The 16280-nt window shown below is 64.3% G+C and carries 22 protein-coding genes; 13 read left to right on the top strand and 9 right to left on the bottom strand.

What is annotated here, in order from left to right; translation table 11 throughout:
* The first annotated feature begins 222 nt into the window (after positions 1–222).
* On the top strand, positions 223–828 hold the full coding sequence (locus tag N8I74_RS13800) for an arylesterase (protein ID WP_263123685.1): 606 nt from the start codon (positions 223–225) through the stop codon (positions 826–828).
* 19 nt (positions 829–847) lie between these two features.
* Here the strand turns inward: N8I74_RS13800 and N8I74_RS13795 are convergent, their stop codons facing one another.
* Entirely contained in the window at positions 848–1159 is a 312-nt protein-coding gene (locus tag N8I74_RS13795; RefSeq protein ID WP_263123684.1) for a GIY-YIG nuclease family protein, read from the bottom strand.
* Positions 1160–1208: 49 nt separating this feature from the next.
* A complete protein-coding gene (locus N8I74_RS13790) occupies positions 1209–1907 on the bottom strand; it encodes a UPF0149 family protein (protein ID WP_263123683.1) in 699 nt (232 codons plus the stop codon).
* A 285-nt stretch (positions 1908–2192) separates the two neighbouring features.
* On the opposite strand from N8I74_RS13790, the gene N8I74_RS13785 reads away from it, so the two are divergent.
* From N8I74_RS13785 to N8I74_RS13765, 5 genes are all read left to right on the top strand, one after another.
* Positions 2193–2420, top strand: a complete 228-nt coding sequence (locus N8I74_RS13785; protein WP_263123682.1) for a DUF378 domain-containing protein — start codon at positions 2193–2195, stop codon at positions 2418–2420.
* 88 nt (positions 2421–2508) lie between these two features.
* On the top strand, positions 2509–2658 hold the full coding sequence (locus tag N8I74_RS13780; RefSeq protein WP_263123681.1) for a hypothetical protein: 150 nt from the start codon (positions 2509–2511) through the stop codon (positions 2656–2658).
* A 111-nt stretch (positions 2659–2769) separates the two neighbouring features.
* Complete coding sequence (locus N8I74_RS13775) at positions 2770–3981, top strand: aspartate aminotransferase family protein (protein ID WP_263123680.1); 1212 nt, start codon at positions 2770–2772, stop codon at positions 3979–3981.
* A gap of 60 nt (positions 3982–4041) precedes the next feature.
* On the top strand, positions 4042–4518 hold the full coding sequence (locus N8I74_RS13770; protein ID WP_263123679.1) for a dihydrofolate reductase: 477 nt from the start codon (positions 4042–4044) through the stop codon (positions 4516–4518).
* Between the two features lie 41 nt (positions 4519–4559).
* Positions 4560–5582 carry an LLM class flavin-dependent oxidoreductase gene (locus tag N8I74_RS13765; protein ID WP_263123678.1) on the top strand — a complete coding sequence of 341 codons (1023 nt, stop codon included), beginning with the start codon at positions 4560–4562 and terminating at the stop codon, positions 5580–5582.
* A 90-nt stretch (positions 5583–5672) separates the two neighbouring features.
* On the opposite strand, the gene N8I74_RS13760 is transcribed toward N8I74_RS13765, so the two are convergent.
* Positions 5673–6335, bottom strand: coding sequence for a phosphoglycolate phosphatase (locus N8I74_RS13760; RefSeq protein WP_263123677.1), 663 nt, complete (start codon positions 6333–6335; stop codon positions 5673–5675).
* Positions 6336–6774: 439 nt separating this feature from the next.
* Here N8I74_RS13760 and N8I74_RS13755 point away from each other — a divergent pair, with 439 nt between their 5' ends.
* Positions 6775–6999, top strand: a complete 225-nt coding sequence (locus N8I74_RS13755) for a DUF2061 domain-containing protein (protein ID WP_263123676.1) — start codon at positions 6775–6777, stop codon at positions 6997–6999.
* Positions 7000–7180: 181 nt separating this feature from the next.
* On the opposite strand, the gene N8I74_RS13750 is transcribed toward N8I74_RS13755, so the two are convergent.
* Complete coding sequence (locus N8I74_RS13750) at positions 7181–7639, bottom strand: ASCH domain-containing protein (RefSeq protein ID WP_263123675.1); 459 nt, start codon at positions 7637–7639, stop codon at positions 7181–7183.
* A gap of 253 nt (positions 7640–7892) precedes the next feature.
* Complete coding sequence (locus N8I74_RS13745; protein WP_263123674.1) at positions 7893–8924, bottom strand: PA0069 family radical SAM protein; 1032 nt, start codon at positions 8922–8924, stop codon at positions 7893–7895.
* Positions 8925–9466: 542 nt separating this feature from the next.
* Here N8I74_RS13745 and N8I74_RS13740 point away from each other — a divergent pair.
* Positions 9467–9679: a (2Fe-2S)-binding protein gene (locus N8I74_RS13740; RefSeq protein ID WP_263123673.1), complete on the top strand. Its 213-nt coding sequence runs from the start codon at positions 9467–9469 to the stop codon at positions 9677–9679.
* A gap of 104 nt (positions 9680–9783) precedes the next feature.
* Here N8I74_RS13740 and bfr (N8I74_RS13735) read toward each other — a convergent pair whose 3' ends face one another.
* Both bfr (N8I74_RS13735) and bfr (N8I74_RS13730) read right to left on the bottom strand, forming a co-directional pair.
* A complete protein-coding gene (gene bfr / locus N8I74_RS13735; protein ID WP_263123672.1) occupies positions 9784–10260 on the bottom strand; it encodes a bacterioferritin in 477 nt (158 codons plus the stop codon).
* 10 nt (positions 10261–10270) lie between these two features.
* Positions 10271–10741: a bacterioferritin gene (gene bfr, locus N8I74_RS13730; RefSeq protein WP_263123671.1), complete on the bottom strand. Its 471-nt coding sequence runs from the start codon at positions 10739–10741 to the stop codon at positions 10271–10273.
* Positions 10742–10923: 182 nt separating this feature from the next.
* On the opposite strand from bfr (N8I74_RS13730), the gene N8I74_RS13725 reads away from it, so the two are divergent.
* Both N8I74_RS13725 and N8I74_RS13720 read left to right on the top strand, forming a co-directional pair.
* Positions 10924–11709: an inositol monophosphatase family protein gene (locus N8I74_RS13725; RefSeq protein WP_263123670.1), complete on the top strand. Its 786-nt coding sequence runs from the start codon at positions 10924–10926 to the stop codon at positions 11707–11709.
* 34 nt (positions 11710–11743) lie between these two features.
* Positions 11744–11941, top strand: a complete 198-nt coding sequence (locus N8I74_RS13720; protein WP_263123669.1) for a DUF3460 family protein — start codon at positions 11744–11746, stop codon at positions 11939–11941.
* A 113-nt stretch (positions 11942–12054) separates the two neighbouring features.
* Here N8I74_RS13720 and N8I74_RS13715 read toward each other — a convergent pair whose 3' ends face one another.
* Complete coding sequence (locus tag N8I74_RS13715) at positions 12055–13686, bottom strand: methyl-accepting chemotaxis protein (RefSeq protein WP_263123668.1); 1632 nt, start codon at positions 13684–13686, stop codon at positions 12055–12057.
* A 115-nt stretch (positions 13687–13801) separates the two neighbouring features.
* On the opposite strand from N8I74_RS13715, the gene N8I74_RS13710 reads away from it, so the two are divergent.
* Both N8I74_RS13710 and N8I74_RS13705 read left to right on the top strand, forming a co-directional pair.
* Entirely contained in the window at positions 13802–14191 is a 390-nt protein-coding gene (locus N8I74_RS13710) for a group II truncated hemoglobin (protein ID WP_263123667.1), read from the top strand.
* A gap of 100 nt (positions 14192–14291) precedes the next feature.
* Positions 14292–14759, top strand: a complete 468-nt coding sequence (locus N8I74_RS13705) for a Dps family protein (RefSeq protein ID WP_263123666.1) — start codon at positions 14292–14294, stop codon at positions 14757–14759.
* Between the two features lie 58 nt (positions 14760–14817).
* Here the strand turns inward: N8I74_RS13705 and N8I74_RS13700 are convergent, their stop codons facing one another.
* On the bottom strand, positions 14818–15282 hold the full coding sequence (locus N8I74_RS13700) for a tRNA (cytidine(34)-2'-O)-methyltransferase (protein WP_263123665.1): 465 nt from the start codon (positions 15280–15282) through the stop codon (positions 14818–14820).
* Between the two features lie 133 nt (positions 15283–15415).
* Here N8I74_RS13700 and purU point away from each other — a divergent pair, with 133 nt between their 5' ends.
* Positions 15416–16267, top strand: coding sequence for a formyltetrahydrofolate deformylase (gene purU, locus N8I74_RS13695; RefSeq protein WP_263123664.1), 852 nt, complete (start codon positions 15416–15418; stop codon positions 16265–16267).
* Positions 16268–16280 lie beyond the last annotated feature (13 nt).

Here is a 16280-nt window from a genome sequence, read left to right as displayed (position 1 = left end):
GGAACGGGCCGATTCTAGCAGCGCTGCGGCGGCCCGGGTCTGCATCGGGTTGGTCAGTATCAGTGTGCTGCAATGGCTGGACCAGGTCTGCGGTGTGCTACCGATGCCGCGGCGGCCTGGCCGCGTACGCTACCGGCTGCCGGTTGAACTACCGCCCGGAAGGGATGACCACAACAGCCATGACGGCCTGCCAAAGCTGTCGGATTCGAGGGGGATGGCCCGATGCACCAGATTCGCCGCTGGCTGTTGCTGTGCCTGCTTGCGCTTTGCGCCGCGTGTTCGCGGCCCGAACTGCCACGGTTGCCGCCTGACGCCGTGGTGCTGGCCTTTGGCGACAGCCTGACCTACGGTACCGGCGCCACGCGCGAGGAATCGTATCCCATGGTGTTGGCCGGACTGGCGGGACGACGCGTGGTCAACGATGGCGCACCGGGCGAAACCAGCGCGCAGGGCCGGGCGCGCCTGGCGGCCTCGCTGGATGAGTACCGTCCGGCCCTGGTGGTGCTATGTCTGGGCGGCAACGATTTCCTGCAGCGGCTGCCGCTTGCCGAAACCCGCGCCAATCTGGGCGCGATGCTTGCCGAGCTGCGCCGACGCAACGTGCCGGTGCTGCTGGTGGGCGTACCACAGCCCGGGCTGCTGCTTGAGGCCGCGCCGCTGTACGCCGAGCTGGCGGATGCGTTCGAGGTGCCGCTGGAGCACGAGGCGCTGGCACGGATCCTTGCGCGCAATGCGCTCAAGAGCGATCCGGTGCATCCGAATGCCGCGGGCTACCGCGAGCTTGCGCAGGCCATCCATACCAGTCTTTCCAGGCATGGCGCGCTGTAGCGGGCAGGGCGGAGACAGATCAGGTGCCCGGCGCCGGATCGGTCGAGGGCTGGGCCGCCAGCACCGCCAGCAACGTGGCCGGAGCGGGATGGGCGGCGCAGAAGGCGCGCTTGGCCAAAGGCTTGAGCCGCTTGAGGGCGGCTTCGGCCCTCAGTGCGCTGGCGCGGTCGGGGTGGGGGGCGATTGCCAGCAGCCGCACCGGCGGGTGCGCACGGGTGTAGCGCGCACCGCGGCCGCCGGCGTGTTCCTGCCAACGGCGTGCCACATCGGTGGCGATGCCGGTATAGAGGCTGCCGCCGCGGCATTCGATCACATACAGATACCAGCCCATGCCCTGCCTGTCCTGGCTGCCGGCGCACCGCCCTTGGCAAAGCGCGTGCTCACGCGCCGTGGCACTTCTTGTACTTCTGGCCCGAGCCGCACGGGCAGGGATCGTTGCGGCCCACCTTGGGCTGCGCATGCCGGACGGTGTCCACACGGCCGTACTTGCGTTCCAGCCAATAGAACATCACGTCTTCGATCAGCCACGGCAGCTCGCTGATGCGTTCCTCGCGCTGCGCACGTCCAAGCGCCGGCACATCGTCCTCCGGCTCCTGACCATGTTCCAGCGCCAGGATGGCTGCCACCGGCTCGTACAGTGTCTCGCCCTCGTCCAGCGCGGCCTGCCACTGCGACTCATGGGCCAGCATGCCGAGCCGGAAGCCGCCGGCCCAGTAGGCGCCCAGGGAATCCTGCCAGTGCTCGTCCGCGCCCTCGTCCGACAACACGATGGGAACATAGAGCGGCTCCTCGCCGACGCGCTGTCGCTGCTTGGGGCCGAACGCCTCGGCCAGGGACGCTGCGTGGCGCCGCAGCAGGCCCAGCACTTCGTCCGCTTCCACGGCATCGGCGAATTCGGGTGGCGTGCCGGCGAACACCTGCGGCAGCCACTCCGCCTCAGGCAGTGGTTCCGGACCGATCTGCAGGGCAACCAGGAAACCGTCGAGTGTTTCCACGTCCATGGTTTCATCCGGCGTGCGCGGCGACATCAGGAAGGCGTCGAGCCGTTCGAGCTCTTCATCGGACAGGGGCGTATTCATGGCAGTGCAGGTGGATCGATGGAGTTGCGCATTATACGCGCCAGTGCGGCAGCTGCCTGGATGAGGCGCCGGCACGCAAACTTTACGCGGCTGCCATGTAAATGCGCGCACCGGCGTCATCGCTCCGGCATGGCGGTACCGGGGCGATGGCTGGCGTTGCCGCTGGGAGCCGGGTTTCAGGCCTGATGGCATGGAAGGTGCTCCTTCAGATGCGACATCGTCCGCAACCGCGGCCGGTCCCATTGCCGGCATGGTCGCGCCCAGCCATCCAAACAGGAGTACACCATGGCAACGACAAGCAACTTGACGCTATTTGATTGGATCACACTCATCCTGCTGATCATCGGCGGTTTGAACTGGGGGCTGGTGGGCGCCTTCGAGTTCGATCTGGTGGCCGCCCTGTTCGGCGCGCTGTCACCGGTGTCGCGCGCGGTCTATGTACTGGTCGGCGTGTCTGCCGTGTACTGGATCGTGGTCGCGCTGACCAAGCTCAAAACACGGAACCTGCCGTAACGCAGTGAAGGCCGCGACACACGACAGTCGTGTGGCCGCGGTCTTCGCCACCAGGCCCCATTCTTTCCGCTAGCAAGGAGAAATCACCATGAAAAGCAATGAGCATCGTGTCAGCAATGAACCCAAGAACAGCGCGACCGGCCCCGCTGCCGACACCGGCGGGCCCGGGCAATCCAAGCCGCCGGCGACCGACGAGCGCGGAAAGCCGCGTGATGCGCAGGAAAAGGTCGAGGATTGATACCCGGGCCATCCGCTTGGCAACGCGGCATGACCGCGGCCGCATGCATGTTCTCGGCGGCTGCGGTGCTTTAAGATTCGGGTTTTGGAACTGACTGCCCGAGGAACCACGATGTCGCTCTCCCGCTCCGATTTCGATCAATACATGGTGCCCAACTACGCGCCCGCAGCGTTTGTGCCGGTGCGTGGCCTGGGCAGCCGGGTGTGGGATCAGGAAGGGCGTGAATACGTGGACCTGGCCGGCGGCATTGCCGTCAATGCGCTGGGCCACTGCCACCCCGAGCTGGTGCGGGCGCTGGTGGAGCAGGGTGGCAAGCTCTGGCATGTCTCGAATGTGTTCACCAATGAACCGGCATTGGCCCTGGCCGAGCAGCTGGTGGCGGCCACCTTCGCCGAGCGGGTGTTCTTCTGCAATTCGGGGGCCGAGGCCAATGAGGCAGCGCTCAAGCTCGCGCGCCGCGCGGCGATCGAATTGCATGGCGAGCGCAAGCACAAGGTGCTTTCGGCCTACAACAGCTTTCATGGCCGTACCTTCTTCACCGTATCCGTGGGCGGGCAGGCCAAGTATTCCGACGGTTTTGGTCCGCGTCCGGCTGGTATCGCCCACTTTGACTTCAATGATCTGGACAGCCTGGCGGCGTTGATCGATGACGACACCGCCGCGGTGATCATCGAGCCGATCCTTGGCGAAAGCGGGGTGGTGCCGGCGACGCGCGAATTCCTGCAGGGCGCGCGTCACTTGTGCGACAAGCACGGCGCCTACCTGATCTTCGACGAGGTGCAAAGCGGCATGGGCCGCACCGGCAGTCTCTACGCCTATATGGATTACGGCGTGGTGCCCGACATCCTGACCAGTGCCAAGAGCCTGGGTGGCGGCTTTCCGATCGGCGCCATGCTGACCAGCAGCGCGCTTGCCAAGCATCTGGTGGTCGGCACGCACGGCACCACCTACGGCGGCAATCCGCTGGCCTGCGCGGTCGCGGGTGCTGCGCTGGTGACCATCAATACGCCGGAAGTGCTCGAAGGGGTACGGCAGAAGCACCAGCGCTTCGTGGCAGGGCTGGCGGCGATTAATGCGCGTCATCCGGTGTTTGCGCAGTTGCGCGGTCGGGGGCTGTTGATCGGTGCCGAGCTGACGCCGGCCTATGCCGGTCAGGCGCGCGAAATCCTGGCGCAGGCGGCGCAGCAGGGACTGATGGTGCTGATGGCCGGGCCGAATGTGATCCGGCTGGCGCCTTCGCTGGTGATCCCGGATGCCGACATCGACGAGGGCCTCGCCCGGCTGGAACGTGCGGTGGCGGCATTCGTCGCCGCGCAGGGCTGATGGCGTGACGCTGCTTGTCCGCCGTGGTTTTGGCGGCATTTTTCATGTGGAGACATCCCGATGGCCCTGGCCCTGATCGCCGCCGTTGCCCGCAATCGGGTGATCGGCGTGGACAACCGCCTGCCCTGGCGCATCCCCGATGACTTGAAGCGGTTCAAGGCCATGACCATGGGGCATCCGATGATCATGGGGCGCAAGACCTTCGAATCGTTTCCGGCGCCACTGCCGGGGCGCCGGCATCTGGTGGTGACGCGTAATCCGGCGTGGCAGGCCGAAGGCGCCGAGGTGTATACCCGCATTGCCGACGCGGTTGAAGCCGCGGCCGACGCTACCATCTACGTGGTGGGCGGCGGTGAGATCTACCGCCAGACCCTGCCGTTGGCCGATACCTTGCATCTGACCGAGGTTGACCTCGCTCCTGCAGGCGACGCCTGGTTTCCCGAGTTCGCGCCGGACGAGTGGCAGGAGGTGAGCCGCGAGGCGCACCAGCAGGCCGACGGCATCCGCTACGCCTTCGTCACCTACCGCCGCCGCTGAGCGCCCTGGCATACGGCGCCGGCCCCGCAGGAGCCCCGCCGATGATTCCGTTTTCCGTACTGGACCTTGCCCCCATTGTTGCCGGGGGCGACGCCGCGCAGGCGTTCCGCAATACGCTTGAGCTGGCGCGTCATGCCGAGCGTCTTGACTACCGCCGCTTCTGGTTGGCCGAGCATCACAACATGCCCGGCGTCGGCAGTTCGGCGACTGCGGTGCTGATCGGCCACGTGGCAGGTGGCACCAGCCGCATCCGCGTCGGTTCGGGCGGGGTCATGCTGCCCAACCATGCGCCGCTGGTGATCGCCGAGCAGTTCGGGACGCTGGCTTCGCTGTACCCCGGTCGGATCGACCTGGGGCTTGGCCGGGCGCCGGGAACCGACCAGCGCACTGCCCGCGCACTGCGGCGCGAACTGGCGATGAGCGCCGAAACCTTCCCGCAGGATGTCGAGGAACTGCTGGGGTATTTCGCCCCGACCCAGTCAGGTCAGGCCGTGCGTGCGGTGCCCGGGGAGGGGATGGGCGTACCGGTCTGGCTGCTGGGCTCCAGCCTTTTCAGCGCACAGTTGGCGGCGACGTTGGGGCTGCCGTTCGCGTTTGCATCGCACTTCGCGCCTGATTATCTGGAGTCGGCGCTGGCGTTGTATCGCCGGCAGTTCCGCCCCAGTGCCGTGCAGCCCGAGCCCTACGTGATGCTGGGTCTGAATGTGTTTGCCGCCGAAAGCGACGCGGCGGCGCAGCGGTTGTTCCTGTCGCTCAAGCAGCAGTTCGTCAGCCTGCGCCGCGGGTACCCCGGTCCGCTGCGCGCCCCGGCCGACTGTGATCCGGATGGGTGGAGTGAAGCCGAACAGGCCGGGATCGCACGCGCGCTCGCCTGCTCGGTGGTCGGTGCACCGCAGACCGTGCAGCGCGGTCTGGCTGAGTTCATCGCCGACACCGGCGCCGACGAACTGATGATCACGGCGCAGATCCATGACCACGCGGCGCGGCTGCGCTCGTTCGAGATCACGGCGCAGGCGCGGGCCGCACTGGCAGGCCCATCGCCCACCACCCCAATCGCGTCCTGATCGCATTGTCGGCTGCGCGGGCCGCCGAAGGCCGGTATCGCCACTGCCCGGCCGGTTTGTGCCGGGCGGCCGGCACCCCACGCTTGCAGCCTACTGATCGATGAACTCCAGCAGTTCCGAAAAAAAGCGGATCACGTGATCGGCACCCAGTGCATGCACATCGTGGCCATAGCCGTAGCTGACCAGCACTGAAGGCGTACCGGCCGCCTTGGCCGCGAGTACGTCATTCTTGGAGTCACCCACCATCAACAGCTGCGCCGGCGTCAGGCCCAGCGTGTCCAGCACATGCTGCAGCGGCAGCGGTGAGGGTTTCTTCTCGGTCAGCGTATCGCCGCCGATGATCACATCGAAGCGCTCGGACACGCCCAGTTCACGCAGCAACGGCAGCGTGTAGCGCTCGGGCTTGTTGGTGACGATGGCAAGCCGGTAGCCCAGCTCGTGCAGCGTGTGCAGCGTCTCCTGCACCTCGGGGTAGAAGCGCGTGGCAATGGTCAGGCCCGCTTTGTAGTGCGCGTCGAACCGTGCCATTGCCTGCTGCTGCTCGGGGGTGCCATGCCAATTGGCGGCGTGCTCGCCGGCCAGTGTGCGTGCGACCAGGCTTGCCGCACCGTCGCCGACGAAGCCCTGCACTGTGGCCTGGGGCAGTGGCGGCAGGCCCAGGTCGGCGCGTGCGGCGTTGGCAGCATGGGCGAGGTCGGCGATGGAGTCGATCAAGGTGCCGTCAAGATCGAAGGCGAAGGCGCGCAAGGTCATGGGGGCGGTCCGGTGACGAAACAGCCGCCATGATAGCGGATGCCCACGCTGCGCGATTTGCGCGAGGCGGGCGCCGCCAAGCCGGCGCAGGCGCGGGGCCTCGGATGCCAGCGCAGGGCGATCGTCCAATACGATAGGCAAGGTCGCAGGCGACGAGTCAAACGGACGATGGCAGGCGTTGGCTGCGCTGCTGGGTAGCAAGCAAGGAGGGTGCAGCATCGGTGCGGGGCCTGCGCGGCTTCGCATGCCACGCCGGCTTGGCCCCGGGGGCCATTCGTGCACCACTCGACTGGCCGCCATGCCGTGATGGGCTATGGGTGGACACAGCAGAGCGGCGCCGCATTTCAATAGTAAAAAACAATCGTGTTGCTCGTAACAATCAATTTCTTTTTGATCTTGAGAGTCATTATCATTCTCTCAAGTTTCACGGGAGTCCATCATGCTCAAGACCGCTACCTTCGCCATCACCCACTTCGTAGTGGCATTCACCGTGGCCTACCTGCTGACCGGCAGCATCGGTGTGTCGAGCCTGCTGGCCCTGGTCGAGCCCATGGTCAACACGGTGGCCTATTTCTTCCATGAAAAACTGTGGGACCGCGTACGCAGCCGGCAGCTGGACAGCCGTTTTGCCGGGCACGACCGGTTGTGGCGCCACGAACATTGAGCGAACCGTTCACCGGTGCTCCATTGCTGCCGTAAAACAGCCGGCGTACGCGTGCCAGCGGAGCGGGCGGGTCCTGGCATGGCCATCCTGATCCCGCTCCGGTCTTCGCGCGCTCAGTCCCAAAGCCGTTGTACGGTGCGGCACCTTACCGGATCGCACGCTGCCTGAACGATGGTCATGGCTACCGGTGGATCACTGCGAAGTACTCGCAGATCACCGGCATGCGAAGCGAAGGTGTCCGACCGATATGCCTGCAGATGGTAGAGAAGAAGGACCAATGTGACTTGCGCCATTGTGTCAGCGACAGATCACCCTCTCCTTCGGCTGCCGCAAATTCGGCGCTCACTTCCTCAAATGGCACGACCTCAACCTGGATGGTCTCGATCACCGCCACCGGCGTGCCGTCAAACCAGGTCAGCACACTCAACGAGCCGGGCTGGGGCAGCGGCAGCCCTTGCGACTGATTCAACCAGAGCAGGCCGGCGGTGGCGTGCTTTGAGCCGCCGAGTGCCAAGCGGGCCAATTCGGTGGCGTCCTCACAGTTATCGCCGAAATGGAACGATTCGTAGCATGGCGTAGCCGGATCGCGCCCGGTATCAGTCAGAAACCGGCACCAGAACGGCTTGTGCTGCTCTTGCATGAAACCCTCTTTCACGAGTGGCCGTATCCGCGGTACCTACCCGCACGGCAACGGCGCAGTATAGACCTGCAAGCCGGCACGGCTGCTGCGCACGGATTGTGCTGTTGCCGGACCATCGCAAACCGATCGCCGCGGATCATCAAGTCAGCTCCCCGACCCAGGCAATTGAGGCATTCACGGTTTGGCTTGATTTTTCCGGATTTGCCCAGCATGCCTGCTTGGAATACTGCATCGCGTGTCGTTCAAAACAATGTCATCTGCCGGCCCGGCGGGCTGAACTGGCTGCAATCGAGCGTCGGGAGCTTTTGCGACAGACCAAGCCGGCGGCAGAGCAGGGTAAAGCGCTGCTGCAGCAGCTGGGCGTAGGCACCGTTACCCCGCATCCGTTCGCCAAACGCCGATTGCGACAGTTCGCCGCCTGCATGCTGCGCAGCAGATGGAGCACCTTGGCCGCGCGGTCCGGGTAGTGGTTTTGCAGCCAGTCTGCGAACAATGCCTTGAGTTCCAGCGGCAACCGCAGGAGTCCGTACCCGGCGTGTCGCGCGCCGACATCCTGCGCTGCCAGCAGGATGCGGTCGAGCTCGTGATCGTTCAGCCCGGGAATCATCGGCGCGGCCAACACGCCGACCGGAACGCCCGCGTCTGCCAGGGTCTGCACTGTCTGCAGGCGCCGCAGTGGCTGGCTGGCGCGTGGCTCCAGCGCTCGCGCCAGGTCACGGTCCAGTGTGGTGATCGAGATCATGACCACCACGAGGCGGCGCTGCGCAAGCTCGACCAGCAGGTCCAGGTCACGTTCGATCAACGCGTTCTTGGTCAAGAGGTAGAGCGGATGCCGGGCCTGCAGCAGTACCTCCAGGCAGGCGAGGGTCAAGCGCGCCTTGCGTTCCAGCGGCTGATACGCATCGGTGTTGGCACCCAGGCACAGCGGTGCCGCCTGATAACCGGGTTTGCTCAGTGCCGCACGCAGCAACGTTGCCGCATTCGGCTTGGCGATCAGCTGGGTTTCGAAATCCAGGCCGGCCGAATAGCCCCAGTAGCTGTGGCTGGGACGCGCGTAGCAGTAGATGCAGCCGTGTTCGCAGCCTTGATAGGGATTGACCGAACGATCGAACGGAATGTCGGGCGAGCGGTTCTGCGTCAGGATGGACTTGGCCGGCAGCCAGTGCACCCGGGTGGCGGGCGGGGCCGGTGCTTCGGCCGGCCAGCCATCGTCTACCGCCTCGACGGTACTGGAAAGAAAACGGTTGTCCGGCTGCATGCCGGTACCGCGGCCGCGTGGATTCATGCGGTGCTCCCGTCTTTGATGTGCCTTTGCTGCCCGTTCGGCTCCAGTGATCGTGCGCACGGGCACCTGCTTAGGTTGGGGCGGCAGATGCAAACCGATGCTGCTGGCTGGACTGCAGCCGGTAGCCGGGCTGCGTCAGATGGAAACGGCCTGCCTGCCCTGCCCGCAAGTGTTCGGCGCTGGATGCCGATGCCGCGCCCTGCCGGCTCGAAACCAATCCGGCGGGGGCATTACCCATGCATGCGCGCCAGCTTGGCAATGCCTGTTTTGGCCGCGGACACCTTCACATTACCCGTAGCCTGCGCGGCCAATCGGTGCCCGCAAAACGCAATGGCCCTGCGCGGAACCCCCGACACTTCGCACAATTGCCCGGCCTGCCGCACGGCTAGCCCATGCATATAGAACGAATGTTCTGTATTGTGATGGTCCAGCACTGGCAGGGTCAAGGCACCGCTGCGCCTGGCGATAAGCGGCATGCTGTGGGGCTAGGCAGGGCAGGGCTTTTTTGTATAATGAGAACGCTTATCAGTGCGAGGTGATCGATGTACGTGTGCGTCTGCAACCGGGTTTCCGACAAGGCGATCCGCCGTGCCGTCGAAGACGGGGCTCGCACTTTCATCGCCTTGCAGCAGCTCACCGGGGTGGGCACCTGCTGCGGCAAGTGTGTCGGTTGCGCACGCGAAGTGATGCTCGATGAGATCGAGGCCCAGGCACGGCGCGAATGGGATGCACTGGACATGCTCGCCGCTGCTTGAACGACACCCTGCCGGTCAAGACAACGGGGCGCAGCTGCGCCCTGTTTCGTTTGCCTGCGTGTTCAAGCATCCCGCTGCATTTCCGGCTTTGGGGCCGGTGGCAGTCAATCCTTGCCGATCTGCGACTGCAGATAGTTTTCCAGCCCGACCGCCTTGATCAGACCCAACTGCTGTTCCAGCCAGCGGGCGTGGTCTTCCTCGGTGTCGTCCAGTAGCTCAAGCAGCATGTTGCGGGTGACGAAGTCCTGCAGGCTTTCGGCAAGGCTGATGGCGCGCTTGAGCGCAGCGGCGACCTCGTATTCGGTCGCCAGATCGTTGGCCAGCATGGCAGGAACGTCGGCGCCAACACGCAAGCCGCTGCGGCTGGCGATATCGGGCGTACCGCCCAGGAACAGGATGCGGGTGATCAACCGGGTGGCGTGGCCGATCTCGTCCTGCCGCTCGTGATCGATCCGTTGGTAGAGCCGCGCATAACCCCAGTCGTGATACATCTGGCTATGGACGAAGTATTGGTCGATCGAGCTCAGCTCGGCGGCGAGCAGCGCATTGAGCGCCGCGATGATCTGCGGGTGGCCTTGCATATCCGCCTCCTCAATCGTCGATCTGCGATTGCAGATAGTTGGCCAGCCCCAGCGCCACGATCTGTTGGCGCTGTGTTTCCAGCCAGTCGAGGTATTCCTCCTCGTCCTTGAGGAACGCGGCCAGCAGTTCGCGTGAGACGAAGTCGCTTGCCTGCTCACAGGCGACAACGGCGTTGCGCAGGGCAGCCAGGTGTGACTCGGTGAGCTTCAGATCGCAATCGAGCATTTCCGGGACATCCTCGCCGATCAGCAACTTGCCAAGGTATTGCAGGTTGGGCAGCCCTTCGAGGAACAGGATGCGGTTGACCAGCTTGTCGGCGCGTTTCATCGCGTCGATCGACTCGTGATAGATCCGCTCGTTGAGCCGGGCGTAGCCCCAGTTCTTGTTGATGCGCGCATGCAGGAACAGCTGGTTGATCGCGGTCAGCTCATTGCCCAGCACGGCGTTGAGGCTTTGTACTACGTTAGGATCGCCTTGCATGATGATCTCCAGAATGCCGTGTCCCCAACAGTGTATTCGCCGCTCCTTTCAAATGCCATCTAATTCTTTCTGAAGGTTGAATCATTTCTTTTGGTTATGATAACCATTTTCATTCCTCAACAATTCCGGCCGGTGATGCCGCGTGCTACGCTGCCGGCCGTCCCAAGCTTTGGAAAACTGCAATGCATCCTGCCATCTCGCCTGACCAGCTTGACCTGATCCGCCTGCTGGCCAAGGCCAGCGGCGAACGCATCTGCCGCCACTACCGCAGCATGCTCGCCATCGATGACAAGGACGACGCCAGCCCGGTCACGCAAGCCGATCGGGAGGCGGAGCTGGTGATGCGCGAGCTGATCCGCAACGCATGTCCGCACGACGGCATCATCGGTGAGGAGTTCGGCAATGAGAACGATGCCGCCGATTGGGTATGGGTGCTCGATCCGGTGGACGGCACCAAGTCGTTCACGGTCGGACGGCCGCTGTTTGTCACGCTGATCGGCCTGCTGTATCGCGGCGTGCCGGTGCTGGGGGCGATCCATCAGCCGGTGACGGGCGACCTATGGATCGGCGGCAAGGGCGTGCCCACCACGCACAACGGCGCGCCGAGCGCCACCAGCACCATCGCAGCGCTGGCGCGGGCCCGGCTGGGCACGACAGGGCCGGACTATCTGGCCGTCGGCCGGGCGGTGTTCGAGTCGCTGGCCGGGCAATGCCGCTATCCGATCTATGGCGGTGATGGCTTTCTGTATGCGCAGCTGGCCAGCGGCTGGCTCGAACTGGTGATCGAGGAAGGGCTGAAGCTGCACGACTTTGCCGCGCTGGCGCCCGTGATCGAGGCCGCAGGCGGCGTGATGACCGATTGGCAGGGCCGGCCGTTGACGCGCGACAGCGGGGGTCGGGTTCTTGCCGCCGCCAATGCCGCGCTGCATGCGGCAGCGCTCCCCGCGCTGCGTGCACTGCCGCTATAATGCCGGCATCCCCCACATCAGCCTTTTGACCATCATGTTCAAGCAGACGCAATACGTATCGGAATTCACCCAGTTCATGCAGGGCTATCTGCACGATCATCCGGATGTCGCACGCGGCCAGGTCGAGGGCAGGGCGCTGTTGTGGGACAAGGCGCCGATCAATCTGGAGGAGCGTCAGCGCAACCAGGCGTCACGGATCGCGCAAAAGCCCTATCCCTACCAGGCGGACTGAGCCCGCGGGCATCGGCTGCATGATCGATCAAGCGCAGCCGCAGGATAAGAAAAGCCGGGAAGGTCTCCCGGCTTTTTCATTGCCGCAGCAGGCGGGCTGCGGGGATGGTGCGTTCAATGGCGGTAGCGGCTGATGGTCTGATCCAGTTGCGAGGCCAGCCGGGTCAACTCGTCGGCCAGATCGTTGGCGTTGGCTGCCGCCGCATGGTTCTGCTCACCGGCCTGGGCGATCCGCTCCACGTTGCGCGCGATTTCGTTACTGGCGACGCTCTGCTCGCGGATGGCATGTGCCATCTGGTTGATCCGGTCCACCGTCTCGGTGGCGCGCGATTCGATCTCTGCCAGTGCCCCGGCCACTTCCTCGGTCTGGCTCACGCCGCGCTCCATCAGCTTGCCGGCTTCCTCCATGCCGCTGGCGGCACGGGCCGTGTCCTGCTGCACCGCGTTGATCTTGCCGGTGATTTCCACGGTGGCCTGCGTGGTGCGCTCGGCAAGCTTCCTGACCTCGTCGGCCACCACGGCGAAGCCGCGTCCCAGTTCGCCGGCGCGTGCCGCTTCGATGGCGGCATTGAGCGCCAGCAGGTTGGTCTGGTCGGCAATGCCCTTGATGACCATGGCGATGCCACCGATCTCGTCCGAACGCTGGTTCAATTGGCCGATCACTTGGGTGGAGCTGGCAATCGAGACCGCCACCTGGTTGATTGCTTCGGCGGTACGGCGTGCATGGTTCGTGCCTTCGCCGGCGGTGGCGGCAGTATGCTCGGCCGCTTCAGCCAGCGTGCGTGCGTTGTCGGAGATCATGTTCACGCTCACCGTCAGCTCTTCGATTGCCGCAGCGGTGGCGTTCGATGCCTCGGACTGTTGGTGGGTGGCCAGCGTGACCTGGCGCGATGAGTCGGTCAGCGATTGCGCGGCGGACAGCAAGGCCTGGGAGTTGGTGTTGGCCTGGCCGATGACATGGTTCATCCCTTCGAGCAGGTGGTTCATGGTGCGTGAGGTCTGGCCGATCTCGTCTTCGGCATACACCGGCAGCTGGATGCTGAGCTTGCCGGTGCGCTGGATCTCGTTGATGTGGTTCTGCAGATCGTATAGCGGGCGACGGATACCGCGGATGATCGCAATCGCCAGCAGGCCGCCAAGGATTGCTGCCACCAGCGTCAGTGTTATCGCCGTGTAGGTTGCCTTCCGGTTGGTGTTCTCGACCTTGGCGTCGATGGCGGCCACGTTTGCCAACGCCTGTTCGGACAATGTGCCCAGCGCTTCCTGCATATTGCGGATCGGTTCCTTGGCGCTGCCAAAGCTGGTATTGATCTGCCCCGGGCTTTGGAACTGCCCGGCCTCGACCTGACGCAGCAGCGCACGGAAGTTCTGTGCATAGGCAGCCTTGGCCTGGGCCAGTCGATCAAGTTCGCCATCGCCTTCCGGCGGGGCGATACGCTTGGCCTCAGCCAAGCTCTTTTCAGCCGCGGCGAGCGATTCCTCCCATTTCTGCTTATATTCGGCCACCTTGTCCGCGGCGTCGAAATTGAGCATCAGGTCTTTCTCAAAACGCCGCAAATTGCTTAGATGGTGACGCGTCTCCACGATGGCGGTGTTGAACGCCAGATCGCCATGGAGCAGCCGGGTGATTTCGCGCTCGACCTGATGCAGGCCGAACAGCCCTTCCAACCCGGTAAGCACCAGCAGCAGCAGCAGGCTGCCAAAGCCGATGCTGATCCGGTTCGCGACGTTGAGTTTCCTGAGCATGGACGGCTCTCCCGAGAGTGATGCTTACAACTGTAGCGTAAGTTGTTGCGCTGCGTGATAGTATCTTCGCCAGCTTCCAGGGCGGACCGCCCACTAATACGATCACATCCATCATATGGCGCAACCAGGCGAAATCACCCCTTATGACCTGCTTGGCGGCGCAGCGGCGCTGCGCCGGCTGGTCGACCGCTTCTACGACATCATGGCCAGTGATCCACAGGCTGCGGCGATCCATGCGATGCATGCAGCCGACAGCACTGAGATTAGGCAGAAGTTCTTCGAATTTCTGTCCGGCTGGTTGGGCGGACCGTCGCTGTTCATCGAGAAATACGGCCATCCGCGGCTGCGGGCGCGCCATCTGCCCTTCAGGATAGGCGATGCCGAGCGCGACCAGTGGTTGCATTGCATGGACCAGGCGTTGGCGCAGACACCGATGGAACCGGCATTGCGCGCGCATCTGCAGGAGGCGTTTGCCCGGACCGCCGACTTCATGCGGAACGTCTAGACCGCGGCGTGGCTATCGTAATTGTTGGAACAATCTATTTCCCGGGCGCATTACACTGGCCCACACTGTTTTCGTTCCCACCTTCAAGCGAGGTCGACCGATGGATATTCATACCGGCATTTCCGAAAACCAGCGCGGCGAGATCGCCCAGGGCCTGTCGCGGCTGCTGGCCGACACCTATACGCTCTATCTGCAGACGCACAATTTCCACTGGAACGTGACCGGGCCGATGTTCAATACGCTGCATCTGATGTTCGAGCAGCAGTACAACGAGCTGGCGCTGGCGGTGGATGTGATCGCCGAGCGCATCCGGGCGCTGGGCTTTCCGGCGCCGGGCACCTATGCCCAGTTCGTCAAGCTTTCCAGCGTGAAGGAAGTCGAAGGCACGCCCAAGGCCGAAGAGATGATCAGGCTGCTGGTGGTTGGCCAGGAAACAGTGGTGCGCACCGCGCGCGGCCTGTTCCCCCTCGCCGATGAAGTCAACGACGAGGCGACCGCCGACCTGCTGACCCAGCGCCTGCAGGTGCATGAGAAGACGGCCTGGATGCTGCGCAGTCTGCTGGAGTGATTGCGGCAGGTTGTTGCAACCGGAAGGCGGCCCATGGCCGCCTTTTTTGATGCCCGGCTCAGGTGCTGTGTGGATAGCCCAGTTGGCGCCAGGCTTCGAATACCGTCACCGCCACCGCGTTGGAAAGATTGAGGCTGCGCTGGCCTGGCCGCATCGGCAGGCGCAGCCGTGCTTCGGCATCGAAGCCGTCGAGCAGCGCCTGCGGCAGCCCGCGCGTCTCCGGCCCGAACACGAACACGTCGCCCGCGGTGAAGGCCACGCTGTCGATGCGCCGGCTGGCGCGCGTGGTCAACGCGAAATAGCGTCGCCCCGGCAACGCGGCCTGCAGTGCCGCCCAATCGTCGTGCAGCTGCAGCGGGGCATACTCGTGATAATCGAGCCCGGCACGGCGCAACCGGGCGTCGTCCAGCTCGAAGCCCAGCGGCTTGACCAGATGCAGGCTGCACCCCGTGTTGGCAGCCAGCCGGATCACGTTGCCGGTGTTGGGGGGGATTTCGGGTTGGAACAGGACAATGTGGAACATGCAGCGGATCAGGATGGGCGGGCCGCGCAGCGGCAACGGCCGGCATTGTACCTGCTTGCCCGGTGGGACGCGGTGCGCCGCCGGTGGCCTTGCTGCTAGAATCGCTGGCTGCCACGCTCACCGGTAATCCAGCATGAACACCGCCACGCTCTTGATCAGTTGTCCGGATCGCAAGGGGATTTCGGCCGCCATCGCCAATTTCCTGTTCACCTACAACGCCAACATCGTCCATTCGGATCAGCACCAGGACAATACCGAGAATCTTTTCCTGATGCGGGTGGAATGGGATCTGGCCGACTTCACGCTGGACATGGCGGCTTTCAATGCTGCGTTCCAGCCGATCGCCGACCGTTTCCAGATGCAGTGGAAGGTGGCACTGTCGGCACGCCGGCCCCGGATGGCGATCTTCGTATCCAAGTACGACCACTGCCTGGTCGACCTGCTGCATCGGCACCAGAGCGGCGAGCTGCATTGCGATATCCCGCTGATCGTGTCCAACCATGAGGACTGCCGGGCGCTGGCCGATTTCTATGGCATCCCCTACCACGTGATCCCGGTCGGGCGTGACGGCAAGGCCGAAGCGGAGGCGGCGCAGCGTGCGCTGCTGGAGGCACAACAGATCGACCTGATCGTGCTGGCGCGCTACATGCAGGTGCTCAGCCACGACTTCACCAGTGCTTACCCGCAGCGCGTCATCAATATCCACCACAGCTTCCTGCCGGCCTTCGACGGCGCCAAGCCCTACCATCGCGCGTTCGCCCGCGGCGTCAAGCTGATCGGTGCGACCAGCCATTATGTGACCGAGGTGCTGGACGACGGCCCCATCATCGAGCAGGACGTGATCCGTATTTCGCACCGCGACGACGTCGAGGCACTGATCCGCAAAGGGCGCGACCTGGAGAAGATGGTGCTGGCGCGTGCGGTAAAGTGGCACTTGGAACATCGGGTGCTGGTGTACTCCAATAAGACTGTCATCTTTGCCTAACGCCTGCCCGCCA

Source organism: Chitiniphilus purpureus (assembly GCF_025642115.1).
GTDB lineage: Bacteria > Pseudomonadota > Gammaproteobacteria > Burkholderiales > Chitinibacteraceae > Chitiniphilus > Chitiniphilus purpureus.
Note: the sequence above shows the minus strand (reverse complement) of the source record. Positions and strands in the feature narration are given on the sequence as shown.

Bases quoted from the DNA above. Each gene is read 5' to 3' on its own strand.
- N8I74_RS13800 (WP_263123685.1), top strand. From the start codon at position 223: ATGCACCAGATTCGCCGCTGGCTGTTGCTGTGCCTGCTTGCGCTTTGC.
- N8I74_RS13795 (WP_263123684.1), bottom strand. From the start codon at position 1,159: ATGGGCTGGTATCTGTATGTGATCGAATGCCGCGGCGGCAGCCTCTAT.
- N8I74_RS13790 (WP_263123683.1), bottom strand. From the start codon at position 1,907: ATGAATACGCCCCTGTCCGATGAAGAGCTCGAACGGCTCGACGCCTTC.
- N8I74_RS13785 (WP_263123682.1), top strand. From the start codon at position 2,193: ATGGCAACGACAAGCAACTTGACGCTATTTGATTGGATCACACTCATC.
- N8I74_RS13780 (WP_263123681.1), top strand. From the start codon at position 2,509: ATGAAAAGCAATGAGCATCGTGTCAGCAATGAACCCAAGAACAGCGCG.
- N8I74_RS13775 (WP_263123680.1), top strand. From the start codon at position 2,770: ATGTCGCTCTCCCGCTCCGATTTCGATCAATACATGGTGCCCAACTAC.
- N8I74_RS13770 (WP_263123679.1), top strand. From the start codon at position 4,042: ATGGCCCTGGCCCTGATCGCCGCCGTTGCCCGCAATCGGGTGATCGGC.
- N8I74_RS13765 (WP_263123678.1), top strand. From the start codon at position 4,560: ATGATTCCGTTTTCCGTACTGGACCTTGCCCCCATTGTTGCCGGGGGC.
- N8I74_RS13760 (WP_263123677.1), bottom strand. From the start codon at position 6,335: ATGACCTTGCGCGCCTTCGCCTTCGATCTTGACGGCACCTTGATCGAC.
- N8I74_RS13755 (WP_263123676.1), top strand. From the start codon at position 6,775: ATGCTCAAGACCGCTACCTTCGCCATCACCCACTTCGTAGTGGCATTC.
- N8I74_RS13750 (WP_263123675.1), bottom strand. From the start codon at position 7,639: ATGCAAGAGCAGCACAAGCCGTTCTGGTGCCGGTTTCTGACTGATACC.
- N8I74_RS13745 (WP_263123674.1), bottom strand. From the start codon at position 8,924: ATGAATCCACGCGGCCGCGGTACCGGCATGCAGCCGGACAACCGTTTT.
- N8I74_RS13740 (WP_263123673.1), top strand. From the start codon at position 9,467: ATGTACGTGTGCGTCTGCAACCGGGTTTCCGACAAGGCGATCCGCCGT.
- bfr (WP_263123672.1), bottom strand. From the start codon at position 10,260: ATGCAAGGCCACCCGCAGATCATCGCGGCGCTCAATGCGCTGCTCGCC.
- bfr (WP_263123671.1), bottom strand. From the start codon at position 10,741: ATGCAAGGCGATCCTAACGTAGTACAAAGCCTCAACGCCGTGCTGGGC.
- N8I74_RS13725 (WP_263123670.1), top strand. From the start codon at position 10,924: ATGCATCCTGCCATCTCGCCTGACCAGCTTGACCTGATCCGCCTGCTG.
- N8I74_RS13720 (WP_263123669.1), top strand. From the start codon at position 11,744: ATGTTCAAGCAGACGCAATACGTATCGGAATTCACCCAGTTCATGCAG.
- N8I74_RS13715 (WP_263123668.1), bottom strand. From the start codon at position 13,686: ATGCTCAGGAAACTCAACGTCGCGAACCGGATCAGCATCGGCTTTGGC.
- N8I74_RS13710 (WP_263123667.1), top strand. From the start codon at position 13,802: ATGGCGCAACCAGGCGAAATCACCCCTTATGACCTGCTTGGCGGCGCA.
- N8I74_RS13705 (WP_263123666.1), top strand. From the start codon at position 14,292: ATGGATATTCATACCGGCATTTCCGAAAACCAGCGCGGCGAGATCGCC.
- N8I74_RS13700 (WP_263123665.1), bottom strand. From the start codon at position 15,282: ATGTTCCACATTGTCCTGTTCCAACCCGAAATCCCCCCCAACACCGGC.
- purU (WP_263123664.1), top strand. From the start codon at position 15,416: ATGAACACCGCCACGCTCTTGATCAGTTGTCCGGATCGCAAGGGGATT.